This is a genomic window from Thermostichus sp. MS-CIW-34 (assembly GCF_054060435.1).
Map to the genome: position 1 here is coordinate 35643 of NZ_JBSSDE010000001.1, position 12481 is coordinate 48123.

The following is a 12481-nucleotide window of genomic DNA, read 5'->3' on the forward strand; positions in this document are numbered from 1 at the left end:
TCAGTGAGACTGAGTCCTCAGAAGCTGGGTAGGTAGAGAAAGGTCTAGCCCTGCGGCTCATCGATCAGTACGATAGGGGATCGTTCTGTGGATCCAATGTGAACCAAGGCAGTCCTGGGATCTGCAGCCCTGGGCTGAGAGTCTTTGTTTCATTGTTTTTGGATGGCCTGCTGTTCGCGTCAGCGGGACTGAGTCTTTATGCCTTATGTAGCTCCTGCTTCATCCACCCATCCCCCTGTAGTCCCTCTTCAGATCCCGCCTTTGTCTTGCCCCAGCCCTGTGCAACTTTCGCTGGTCATTCCCACCTACAACGAAGCCTCCAGTATCTGCAGCCTGATCCGGCAGTTGTGTGCCCACCTAGACACGATTCTGCCTGGAAGCTATGAGTTGATTGTGGTGGATGACAATAGCCCCGATTACACTGCCAAAGTGGCCCAAGGATTGCAAAAAGAATTCCCTCAACTGCAAGTCATTTGTCGCCACCACGAACGAGGCCTGGCCACTGCCGTGCTGCGGGGATGGCAAGCTGCCCGCGGCGAGGTGTTGGGGGTTATGGATGGGGATTTGCAGCATCCGCCGGAGATTGTCCTCAAATTGTGGCCGCTCATCCAGAAAGGGGCAGATTTGGTGGTGGGCAGCCGCTATGCACCATCGGGAGGGGTGAGCCACTGGAGCCTGGGCCGGCGCATTGTCTCCCGCGGGGCCCAATGGATTGGGCTGGTTCTGCTGCCGGGAGTTTTCAGCCGTGTTTCCGATCCGTTGAGCGGACTGTTTCTGGTCAGACGCCAAGCCATTGCCGGGATCCCGCTCAACCCCAAGGGTTACAAGCTGCTGATCGAGGTGCTGGCTCGGGGCCGGGTGAAAACCATTGCTGAAGTCGGCTACATCTTTCAGGAGCGCCAAAACGGGGAGAGCAAAATCCAACTGCAAACTTGTCTCCAATATCTCCACCACCTGATGGTGCTGCGCTTTTCGCTAGGGCAGGTGGGATCCTTTTTGCGCTTCAGCACGGTTGGCCTATCCGGCACCTTGGTGGACATGGCTTTGCTCTATGTTTTGCACGATCCCACCAACTTAGGATGGGATCTCATAACCAGTAAGCTGGTTGCTTCGGAGGTGGCCATTCTCAATAACTTCCTCTGGAACGACCTGTGGACTTTTCGCCATGTGACCCGCTTGCAGCCGGGGCCCTGGAATCGCCTGCAGCGGTTGGCGAAGTTTAACGTTATCTGCTTAATTGGCTTGGTTCTCAACACTTCACTGGTGACCTTGCTGAGCGAGCGCTTGGGCATTCATTATTTGTTGGCCAACTTAATTGCCATCGGTATTGTTGTATTCTGGAACTTCTACCTCAACTCCAAGCTGAGCTGGAGGAGTGCAGAGGTTAAGTCGGACTCTGTGGGTGGCCAGTCTTGAGTATGGCTTTTTCCAGGAAGAGCCAATCCGGAGGTATGGGCATTTCGCTCATTTCCTCACTGTCTGGGCCCCCTTTGGCATCCACCTTCGCCCCTTGTTCCTATAGCTGCGCTAAGTAGAGTTGGGGCGGATCCCCTCTAGGGCGATGATCTCCTGGATCACCGAGCGAACAACGGGAGCAGCCGTCGTCGAGCCGAAGGCATCTTCCCCCTGGGGCTCGTCGATCACCGCCAAGATCACGTAATTGGGGCGAATGGCCGGGAAATAGCCCACAAAACTGGTGATGCGCTTGCCGGGCAAATAGCCCCCCCGTGGCCCGGCTTTCTGGGCAGTGCCGGTTTTGCCGCCGATCTCATACCCCTCGATCTTGGCCGATTGCCCGGTGCCAAAGTCCACCACATCCCGCATTTGGATACGCACTGCCAGCGTGGCTTGCTCGGATAGTACCCGCACCGGCTGCGGCTGCGGGGATCCCCAAACCAGAGTATCCGTATCCTTTTCCACCAAGCCTCGCACCACATGGGGCTGTACTTTCAGTCCGCCATTGGCAATGATGCAGTGCATGGCAGCCAACTGTAGAGGAGTGAGGGCCAGCCCCTGGCCGAAAGCGACAGTGGCCCGCTCCACCGGCACCGTAACAAACTGTCGCAGCGGTTTCAAACGGCTGGCCGGCTCAAAGGGCAAATCCACGCCACTGCGCTCGTTGAACCCCAGCCGCACCAAGGCATTGTAGTACTGGCGGGGATCCAGCTTGCGCATCAGATGTACCATGCCCACATTGCTGGATTGCCGCAGGATATCCGTGACGCTCATCCAGCCATGGGCCCCTCGTTGGTGGTAGTCGTAATTTTGAATGGGCCACTGACCGATGAGAATCCGACCCTCGTCATAGACCCGTTCATCTGCTGTAAAGGCTCCAGCATCCAACCCAATGGCAATGTTGATGGGCTTGAAGGTGGATCCCGGCTCATACAAATCCGTTACGGCCCAGTTGCGAAAAAGACCGGGGTCATACTCAAAGTAGCGGTTGGGGTCATAGGTGGGCTCGCTCACCAGCGCCAGGATTTCCCCTGTCTGGGGCTGGAGGACAATCACCGTGCCCCGCAGGGCTCGAAACCGCTCCAGTTGCACTTTCAGGGCAGCGCGGGCAGCTCTTTGCAGGCGCATATCTAGGGTAAGTTGCAGCACCGTCTCGCCAGATTGCAGCAGCCCTTCCGGCACCTCGGCAGCCAACAGTCGTCCGTAGCCATCGCGAGGAATGGTAACAGGCTGAACAGTACGCTCCAGCAGCTCTTGCCGGGAATATTCGACTCCCGCTTGGCCCTGATGATCCAGATCCACATAGCCCACCACCTCGGCGGCCATCTCTTTTTGGGGGTAAATGCGTTGCCGCTCGCTCACCAGCTCCAGGCCATCCAGATGCAGAGCCTGAATTTGATCTGCCACCTCCTGGGATACCCAGCGCTCCACCCGCACTGCCTGATTGGCCGATAGCCGCTGCGCCAGTTGCTCTACTGGACGCCGCAACAGGGGAGCAAGAGCGGTGGCAATTTCCTCTGGAGTGCGTTTGCCAAAGAGGCGGGGATGAGCCCAGAGAGTATAGACGGGGCGATCTACGGCCAGCAATTCTGCCTGCTGCTTGGCAATAGAATGACGATCCACAATTGAGCGACGAGGAATGAAAGGTCTTAGCTGGGCTCGCTGCTGGGCTTCGGCTCGCTGCTGCAACAGGGGTGCCTGTTGATGTTGCAAATAAACCAGACGTGCTCCTGTTACAAATACGGCGATGATTAAAGCCAGTCCGGTCATGCCGGCGCGAAAGTCAAGCTGGCGGGCCGTCGGGATCCGCTCCCCCAAGAGCCATCCCAGCGCTGTTCCCCACTGCCTAGAGCTTCGCGGTGAAGGGATCCAAGAACCTCTGCGTCGGCGCCGTTGAGCAAGTTGCCGGCCATTTTGCCTTGTCTCCAGAGATTTCGGCACAGGCCGCCCTACCCTAGCCCTAGGTCTGCCTTCCATTGCAATCCTCACATGAGCACCACCGCTAGTTTGGCGCTCATCCCTCTGTTATGCCACCCCACAGCTTTTGGAAGAGACCTTGGGATCCCGAAAAGCAGCCAGGACATTTTAGAGGTATTGGAGATAACATAATACCTCAGAACATGAATTAGGTGCGGGCAAATCCTCAGACTTTTCGCACTTGGATCCGCAGTTTTAAATCACATTCAAAAGAAACTGGGAGGATATGAAAAACCCAACTCACTTGCGTACATTCAACAGCTCAAACCTTTAACTTGCTTGATTTAAAACCTCTTCCCGGCGCCTCGTGCAGTCAGCCACTCAATTTCCGCTCCTGGTTGGAGAGAGGGGAAGTTGAATACAGCACAGCGAAAACCGGAGGACTTACTGCTTTTCATAATTTTTTAAACGCTTCGTATTCTCGGAAACAGACGACCGGCAGACTAGCAAGCCATAATCTAAACAAATCCAGCTTTCCCGGAGTTGAGTCTATGAAATGCGTGGAGGAGAGCCCCAACAAGCGCGTGTACCAAGAGTCTTCTGTAGGTTTCCTTGGGTCTCTTGCTACTTTTGTTTTTATCTGTTTCTTTGCGTTCATCCTTTTTATGGCTTTATCTTCGATCTGGTCTTCCCAGGGTGAGCGCCGTTTCACTTGTTTTCGAGTTGACCAGTCTACGGTTAATTGTGAAGTGTCTTTCCAGCCGTTTCTACCTTTGCCGAGCCAAACTACACTTCACATAGATGTAAGAGGAGCTGCAGTCAAAACTGAAATTGAGGAGGATGACGACGGAGAAAGGACTGAGCGCTACTATGTCACGCTGGAAAAGCCTACAGGGGAAACCCCAGCCTGGTTGGCCTTTGGTGAAAGTGAAGCTCAGGAATTGGCAAGGCGCGTTGATTCTTTTGTGAACAGTACAGAGAGTCGGCTCTTGATAGATATCGATAGATTTCACTTACTGGAGTTAGTGTTTGCGATCTTGTATTCTCTCCTTCCAGGGCTATTTCTGGCTCTACTTCTTTGGGTAGGAGCTCTCATGCTGAAGGTGTCTTTTTGGTGTCGCCGTCTAACGTTTGACCGCTCTAGGTACCAAATCCAAGAGGAGCACCTTACTCCTTTTGGGTCGCTAGGGCGGAAAACTTATTCCTTTGGAGATGTACAGCAGATTTTGGTTCAGGCCAAAAGGAATTTTGTTGAATTCTTTTCGGTAGAAGTGAAATTGCAATCGCGGAAACCTTTGCTGTCAGTCTGCTACACTGATAAGGAACCAGAGGCGCGGGCAGAGGCCGAGAAGCTGGGTCAATTTTTGGGGTGTCCGGTCATTTTGCCGGAGGCAAAATCATAATACTAGAGGGACGTAGCCCCGAGAGGTATTCAAGGTAAGTTAGATCTGTCCATCTGCCCATAGGGATCCCCTCCATTGCCTAGAGCGGTTTGGCTAATCCTGGGGTTGGGCTTGTTCATGCGGGGCCTGGTGGCTGCCCTTTTGCCGCCGGGCTTTGACGAAGCCTACTACTACCTCTACACCCGCCATCTGGATTGGAGCTATTTTGACCATCCGCCGCTGGTGGCCTGGACAACGGGCTTGGGGCCTGCCTTGACCGGCCAGGTGTCGGCTTTTTCTATTCGACTGGGATCCCTGCTGCTGTATTGTGGCTCTTCCCTATTCCTCTACTACACCGGAGCGCGCCTTTTCTCTGATCGGGCGGGACTGATCAGCTTGGCGGCCATCAGCATCGCACCCATCCTTTGGATTGGGTTTGGGGTGCTGACCTTGCCGGATAGTCCGCTGATCTTTTTTACGGCAGCAACCTTGTGGGTGGCCAGCCAGGAGTTTTTCCCGGTGCCTTTGGGGCAGGGGAAATTGGCTGTCTATGGGGCGGCTCGCTATCGGCCAGGGCCTAGGCTAGCGCTCATAGGTCTCTTGGTGGGGCTGGCCTGCTTGGGGAAATACCACGGCTTGGCTTTGGGGTTTGGCCTGGTACTCTTTTGTCTGCTCAGCCCAGTTCATCGCTGTGCCTTGAGGTCGGGCTGGACGGTGCTGGCGGTGCTGGGTTTTGTGCTGGCCTTCAGCCCGGTGCTGATCTGGAACGCCCAGCAGGATTGGGTCTCCTTTCGCTTTCAGGGGGGGCGGGCGGTGCCGGAGGCAGGGTATCAACTGCAAGCGCTGGGGCTGACGATCCTTTCTGAAATCTTTTACCTGTTCCCCAGCTTGGGGATCCCTTTGGGGTGGGCAAGTTTGGCAGGGACGGGTCGGGTGGCCCTGCAGATTCTCCGCGGGATGCGGCTGACGGATGAAGAGCTCAAGCACCTTTTGATCCTGGCCTGTGGATTACCGCTGGTGTTGGCCTTTACCTTGATGGGAGGCTACCGGCCCATCTTGCCCACCTGGCCCATGCCGGGGTTTTGGGTGCTGACGCTGCTGCTGGGATCCTTCTGGGAACGGTGGCCGGGAGCGAAGCGAACCTTAGTGGGGACGGCGGTGATGGTCAGCTTGGTGGTGGGGGTGGGGCTGGCCCATGTGCGCTATGGCCTGCTGCAAGAGCCGGGAGGGATGGGCCTGTGGCCCGTGGAGCAGGATCCCTCTACTCAGCTCATTGAAATTGAGCAGTTGCGGCAGCGGTTTCGGACGGATCCCCGCCTGGCTCAGGCCCTTGAGGAGGCAGAGTTCGTTTTTACCAATGCCTATTTTTTGGGCGGTCAGATCGCCATGGCCCTGGCTCCGCTGACGGACAAGCCTCTGACCTGCCTGGATGCAGATTTGCGGGGCTTTGCCTTTTGGTCGCAGCCGCAGGATTGGCTGGGGCAGGATGGGCTGCTCATCACTTCCAAGCTGTTCCAGCCGAGGGCAGGGATCCCAGCCACCTATGGCGACTACTTTGCCCAAATCGAGCCTGTGGCCGAGGTTCCCCTGGTGCGAGCAGGGGCGGTGGCGCAAACCTTTCAGGTGTACCTGGCTCGACAGATGGGCAAACCCTATCCCCGTCCCTATTCCCGCCTGCAATAGCAGCGGAGAATAGCCTGGGCCAACCTAGAGGGGGCGATGTCTGTCGAACCAGCGCATCAGCATTGCCGCCAGGCGTTCGGGGTTGTGGCGCACCAAGCCGGTCTCTGGATCCTCTTGCATGACGTTAGCCAAAACGGCACGGCAGCCCAGGTAAGCCAGTTTGTCGGGATCCAGCACCACAAACTCAGAACCGCTGCGGCGGTAATGCTCCAAAGCACGTGGGGAGGGTGGCTCCCGCTGCACCAGCACGCCGTCAAATAGGCGCACTCCTGCCACCCGATCCAAAGCCATGACGTGATCCCCAACGGTATAGCCGTCGGTTTCCCCCGGCTCGGTCATGATGTTGCAGACGTAGATGTGGGGGGCCATATTTTTGGCCAGAGCTTCCACAATTTCCGGTACCAACAGGTTAGGGATGATGCTGGTGTAGAGGCTACCCGGCCCCAGCACCACAAACTCTGCCGCCTCAATAGCCTCGATGACTTCCGGTAGGGCGGGAGGGTTGGGGGGGTCACAGCCGATTCGGCAAATGCGTCCTCCGGCTTTGGCAATGTTGGACTCTCCCACCACGCGGCGGCCATCGCTCAGCTCCGCCCAGAGGGTAACATCCGCCAGGGTGGCCGGCAGCACCCGCCCCTGAATGGCCAAGACTTGCGAGGTGGCAGTGATGGCCCGAATCAAGTCGCCGCCGGTTACCGCGGTGAGGGCAGTGATGAACAAATTGCCGAAGCTGTGGCCGCTCAGCCCTTCCCCCGACTGGAAGCGATATTGAAACAGCTCGGTGAGCAGCTTTTCTTCGTTGGCCAGAGCAGTGAGGCAGTTGCGGATATCGCCGGGGGGCAAAACGCCGATCTCCCGCCGCAGACGCCCTGAGGATCCCCCGTCATCGGCCACCGTGACAATGGCTGTGATGTTGGAGCTGTAGCGCTTCAGACCCCGCAGCAGGTTGGAGAGGCCGGTGCCGCCCCCCAGTACCACAATGCGGGGACCACGGCTGAGACGCCGCCGCGACAACAGCTTATCCACCAGCGCTTCATCTCCCTCGGGGATCAGCACATCCTCGATGGAGCGCATGGCGCTGCGAAACCCCAGCACCACCATCACCAGCCCGATCCCAGTCACCAGGGGGCCACTGATGTTGTTCGGGATCCAAGTGGTAATCAAGCGCAGGGTGATGTCGATCAGCCGCTTCAGGCGAAAGATGGGGGTCAACTCCGTCCAGATGGCAATGCCCAGCACCATCAGCAGCACGCCCCCAACCGCCAGGCTCAGCCAGCGTTTAACGGCTAAACCGGGAAAGAGCCATTTCCAGCCACTTCCCGGCCAAGCAGCCTTGCGGCGGCGAATGCCCCAAGCGGCGGACTTGTTGCTGGGCACAGGCTTAGCCATGGGAAGGTGCAGGAACGCCGGCCAAAGGGATCCTAACCTGTTGCTGGGCAACGCCGGCTTCGCCGGGCGCCGGGCCAAAGCGGGCTTCCAGCTCCCGCTGAGAGTCGAGCAGATGGCGATGCTGAACCTGAACATTCAGGTCGGGAAGAACGTGGTTGCCGGCAGGGACAGTCCAAGGCTGCAAATCCTGGGCCAGGCGCTCCACCAGGGCCACCGAGCGGTGCTGACCGCCGGTACAGCCGATGGCCAAAGTCAGGTGGGGGCGACGCTCTGCGCGGTAGTGGGGCCAAAACGCTTTGATCAGGGACAAGATGTGCTGGTAGGTGGATTGTGTGATGGGATCCGCAAACAAGAACTCCTGCAGCAGGGGATCCTGCCCGGTAAGGCGGCGCAGATGGGGCTGAAAGAAGGGGTTGGGCAAAAAACGCACATCGAACAGCAAGTTGGCATCGGGGGGAACGCCGTATTTGAAACCGAAGCTGACCAGCCTTAGGTTGAGGGGCTGGGGGATCCCTTGCACCAAAGCTTGCAATTGCTGCCGCAGTTGCTGGGCATTGAGGTCGGAGGTATCCAACCAGTGGGTGCAGCGTTCCCGCACCGGGGCCAGAGCCAGCCGCTCTTGCTCAATGGCCTCCCACAAACCGGCAGCTTCCCCGTAGGGATGGGGACGGCGGTGGGCGCTGAGACGGTTGAGCAACACTGGGGAGCGGGCCTCCAAGAATAGGAAAGGGATCCCTTGCGATTGCACCCAAGCAGCCAGGGTGGGAACTTGATCCCGGTACTCCTGGGCGTGGAGATTCAAGCTGATGGCCAAAGCAGCGTGATGGGTCCGCATCGCCTCAACCAAGGGGATCACCTGGGCAGGCGGGATCCCTTCTAGGCTGGTGTACCCCAGTTGTTCCAACTGCTGGATGGCCAAGGTTTTCCCGGATCCCGTCAGGCCGGCAATGACCAGAACGGGGGGCGCGACTGACATGGGTTTATCCTGCATGGAGCTTATTCTAGGGCGAGAGGCGGCCAAAACAAGCGCCGGAAGAATGGGGGGCTCAGCCACGCGGGGCGCCTAGAAACCATCATCTCAGGCCGGCGAGGCTTTTGTAGCTTTTTTATCCGTTTTCTCGGCCGGTGCAGCCGATCCCAGAAGAGGAGCGCTGGGGCAGAGATCCGCCAAAAAACATTGCTGGCACAGAGGCCTGCGGGCAGTGCAGATGGCCCGCCCGTGGTCGATCAGACGGATAGACCAGTTCTCCCAATCCGCCTGCGGCAACAACTGCATCAGATCCTTTTCGATGCGCACGGGATCCTCGTGCTCAGTGAGGCCGAGGCGGCGGCTGAGGCGCTTAACATGGGTATCGACGGTAACCCCAGCATTGATGCCAAAAGCATGAGCCAACACCACATTGGCCGTCTTGCGGGCTACGCCGGGTAGGGTGAGCAGCTCCGGCATGGTGCGGGGCACTTGGCCACCGAAATGGCTTAAGATCCTGCGGCAGGCTTCCTGAATGTGTTTGGCCTTGTTGCGATAGAAGCCGGTGGAATGGATGAGAGCCTCGATCTCCTCTCGCGGCGCTGTCGCCAGGGCCTGGGCATCCGGGAAGCGACGAAACAGCTCCGGCGTTACCTGATTCACCCGCTCATCCGTACACTGAGCCGAGAGGATGGTTGCCACCAAAAGTTGCAGCGGCGTCCGGTAGTGGAGGGCACAGGTGGAGTTGGGGTAGTGGCGCTTCAGCCGAAGCAGGATCTCCAAAGCTCGCTGGCGCAGGGCCCGTTTGCTGGCCATCTTCCCCTAGCCTGACCCGGTGACAATGGCGAGGGTGTCTTTGAAGATCAGCACCACCCCCAATCCCAGTAACAACACCAAGCCCGTCTGCATCACCCGCTCCTCCAGATGCTTGGGCAGCCGTTTGCCGCGGATCGCCTCCAGGATCAAAAAGGCAATGTGTCCCCCGTCCAAGGCGGGCAAGGGCAACAGGTTGAGAAAGGCCAGGTTAATGCTAATCAAAGCGGTGAAATTAAACAGGCTGGCGGCGTCATCGCGGGCCAGATCCGCCCCAATCTTGACGATCCCCACCGGGCCGGAGACCTGAGCAGCCGTGCTTTGGAAATTCTGAACCAACTGCTGCAGGCCGTTCAGATTGAGCATCACCACCCGCTGGTAGGCATTTCCCGCCTCCGTGAGGATCTCGGCCACGCTCTGGGCGGGGCGCAAGGTCACCTCTTGATTGGGGGCCAAGGTCACTCCAATGGCCACCGTCTCTCCCCGCACCTCTGGGATCACCGTCAACTGCAGGGGATCCCCTTCCCCACGCTGCACCTCCAGGGGAATGGGCCGGTTCTCGCTGCTGCGGATCAGCACCTGAAAATCGTTCAGGGCTGCCAAGGCCGCCGTCTCGTCGGCAATCCCCCTGTAATCGCGATCGGCTGCCTGCAACACCACATCCCCTGCCTCCAGGCCAGCTCGCTCCGCCGGGCTATCGGGCATCACCTGAGGGATGAGAATGCCGGGATGGATGCGCGTTACCGAGGGGATCCCCACCGAGGCAAACATCAACACCAGCACCAGATAGGCGAAGATCAGGTTGGCCATCACCCCTGCACTCATCACCACCAGGCGATCCAGCACGGGGCGGTTTTTCAGCAGATCCGGGTCGTCGGGGGGGTAGGGAGAATGTTCATCCTCGTCAGGAAAGCCCACGTAGCCCCCCAGCGGCAGGGCGCGAATGGCGTACTCTGTCTCCCTGCCCTGGTATCGCCACAGCACCGGCCCAAACCCCAGCGAGAAGCGGTTGACATGGATCCCTTGGAGTTTGGCTGCCGCAAAGTGCCCTGCCTCATGCACCAGGATCAGCAGGGCGAGAATGGCGATGGAGAGGAGAACAGACATGCGCTAGCTCTGAAGAAGGCACAGAAGAAAGAAGTGGGGAGCAGAGAGCCACCCGAGGCTATTTATCAAGGCACATAGTCCAACACATGATAAAGAACCCTAAAGGAATCTCACAAAAACCTACAGGGCCCCTCAGAATACCTGCTCCACCTCCAAAATATCGGGAATGCTCTCCCGCAACTTGCGCTCAATGCCCATCTTTAGAGTCATGGTCGAGCTGGGGCAGGCTCCACAGGCCCCCTGCAAGCGCAGCTTGACCACCGGGCCATCGATTTCCACCAATTCCACATTGCCCCCATCGGCCATCAAGTAAGGACGCAGCTCGTTCAGGACTTTCTCGACGTTCTCGGTATTGAGTTCCAGTGCTTGTGCCATGGTTGCTTTTAGCCTCGTTGAGATTTGGATTGTAGCGGTTTATCCACAGATCCCTCAAGCTGGCAAGGGATCGCTATGATTTCAGCATAGTCTGAATCCTTCTGGGGGAGGGCTGGCTTGGTTGTCCGGATCCCTCCAACACCAGACGACTAGAATGAGTAGGAAGCAGATTTGCCTATTCCCAGCAGCATCACCCACTCAGCAGGGCCGTCTTTTTTCTTATGCTAGACGCTTTACTGATCGCGATCTTCATGTTGGCGGGAGCTGGCCTCGGGTTTTATGGCCTGGATTTGCTCCCTCCTGCTGCCATTCAGGGGGCCAATGTGGAAGGAGCCCGTGTCGTCACCAGCGGCTTTGGCGTGCTGGCAGGACTGGCTCTGGGATCCCTGGTGCGCTGGAGCTACCGTCGCTTCGAGGCCAATGTGCGCTCCCTGCCGCCGGACGTGTTGATCAGCCGCTCGGTGGGGTTGGTGATCGGCTTGGTGATTGCCAATCTGGCCATGGCTCCTGTCTACTTGCTGCCCCTGCCCCCCCAACTCAATAGGTTCCTCGAGCCGCTGGCTTCGGTCTTTTTCAGCTTGGCCTTTGCTTACCTGGGGGTCAGCCTGGCCGATACCCACGGCCCCTCGCTGCTGCGGCTGTTTAACCCCAACTATGCTTTGCAGGCAGCCCTCTGGGCGGAGGGCAATGTGGTGGCTGCCACGGCCAAGGTTTTGGACACCAGCTCCATCATCGATGGCCGAGTGGCTCAGTTAATCGAGACAGGTTTTTTGGAAGGAACCCTGGTGGTTCCTCGCTTTGTGCTGACGGAATTGCAGACCATTGCCGACAAAGCCGATGCCCAAAAACGAGAGCGGGGCCGCAAAGGCTTGGATACCCTGCAGTCTTTGCGAGAGGCCTACCCCGATCGTTTCGTTATTCACGAAGCCAACTATCCAGATCTGACCACTGTCGATGAAAAGCTGGTGCGCCTCACCCAAACCGTGGGGGGAACGCTGCTCACCACCGATTACAACCTGAAGAAGGTGGCGGCTCTGCAGGGGGTCAAGGTGCTGAATGTGAATGAGTTGGCCGAGGCGCTGCGGCCCATCTATGTTGCCGGCGACAGCTTTGATATCAAGATCACCCGCGAAGGAAAAGAGCCAGGTCAAGGGGTAGGCTACTTGGAAGACGGCACCATGGTGGTGGTGGAAGAAGGGCAGCGCTCTGTGGGCAAAACCCGCTCTGTGGTTGTGACCAGCGCCATTCAAACCTCAGCAGGCCGCATGATCTTCGCCCGCCTCAACAAGGACTCTGCCCCACTAACCCGCCCGGCCTCTGATCCGGCCAGCCCGGCTTCCTCTGGAAAAACCTGAGTTTTGGCCTACGTTCCCCTAGCGCAATGGTGGCTTCA

The 12481-nt window shown here is 58.1% G+C and carries 10 protein-coding genes; 4 read left to right on the forward strand and 6 right to left on the reverse strand.

What is annotated here, in order from left to right:
* Positions 1-198: 198 nt before the first annotated feature.
* A complete protein-coding gene (locus ACVWYY_RS00145; protein WP_457439189.1) occupies positions 199-1416 on the forward strand; it encodes a glycosyltransferase in 1218 nt (405 codons plus the stop codon).
* A gap of 111 nt (positions 1417-1527) precedes the next feature.
* On the opposite strand, the gene ACVWYY_RS00150 is transcribed toward ACVWYY_RS00145, so the two are convergent.
* Positions 1528-3396 carry a peptidoglycan D,D-transpeptidase FtsI family protein gene (locus ACVWYY_RS00150; protein ID WP_457416389.1) on the reverse strand — a complete coding sequence of 623 codons (1869 nt, stop codon included), beginning with the start codon at positions 3394-3396 and terminating at the stop codon, positions 1528-1530.
* Between the two features lie 527 nt (positions 3397-3923).
* Here ACVWYY_RS00150 and ACVWYY_RS00155 point away from each other — a divergent pair.
* Complete coding sequence (locus ACVWYY_RS00155; protein WP_457439191.1) at positions 3924-4775, forward strand: hypothetical protein; 852 nt, start codon at positions 3924-3926, stop codon at positions 4773-4775.
* A gap of 75 nt (positions 4776-4850) precedes the next feature.
* On the forward strand, positions 4851-6437 hold the full coding sequence (locus ACVWYY_RS00160; RefSeq protein ID WP_457439193.1) for an ArnT family glycosyltransferase: 1587 nt from the start codon (positions 4851-4853) through the stop codon (positions 6435-6437).
* Positions 6438-6461: 24 nt separating this feature from the next.
* Here ACVWYY_RS00160 and ACVWYY_RS00165 read toward each other — a convergent pair whose 3' ends face one another.
* The 5 genes from ACVWYY_RS00165 to ACVWYY_RS00185 form a co-directional block, all read right to left on the reverse strand.
* Positions 6462-7826 (reverse strand): gluconeogenesis factor YvcK family protein, encoded by a 1365-nt coding sequence (locus ACVWYY_RS00165; protein ID WP_457402212.1) that lies wholly within the window; start codon positions 7824-7826, stop codon positions 6462-6464.
* Positions 7819-8802: an RNase adapter RapZ gene (gene rapZ, locus ACVWYY_RS00170; RefSeq protein WP_457439195.1), complete on the reverse strand. Its 984-nt coding sequence runs from the start codon at positions 8800-8802 to the stop codon at positions 7819-7821. The genes ACVWYY_RS00165 and rapZ overlap by 8 nt, the downstream gene beginning before the upstream one ends.
* A 102-nt stretch (positions 8803-8904) precedes the next feature.
* Complete coding sequence (gene nth, locus ACVWYY_RS00175) at positions 8905-9609, reverse strand: endonuclease III (RefSeq protein ID WP_414383186.1); 705 nt, start codon at positions 9607-9609, stop codon at positions 8905-8907.
* Positions 9610-9615: 6 nt separating this feature from the next.
* On the reverse strand, positions 9616-10713 hold the full coding sequence (rseP, locus tag ACVWYY_RS00180) for an RIP metalloprotease RseP (RefSeq protein ID WP_457439197.1): 1098 nt from the start codon (positions 10711-10713) through the stop codon (positions 9616-9618).
* A gap of 132 nt (positions 10714-10845) precedes the next feature.
* Positions 10846-11088 (reverse strand): NifU family protein, encoded by a 243-nt coding sequence (locus ACVWYY_RS00185; RefSeq protein WP_011432622.1) that lies wholly within the window; start codon positions 11086-11088, stop codon positions 10846-10848.
* A 221-nt stretch (positions 11089-11309) separates the two neighbouring features.
* On the opposite strand from ACVWYY_RS00185, the gene ACVWYY_RS00190 reads away from it, so the two are divergent.
* Entirely contained in the window at positions 11310-12443 is a 1134-nt protein-coding gene (locus ACVWYY_RS00190) for a PIN domain-containing protein (RefSeq protein WP_457387685.1), read from the forward strand.
* Positions 12444-12481 lie beyond the last annotated feature (38 nt).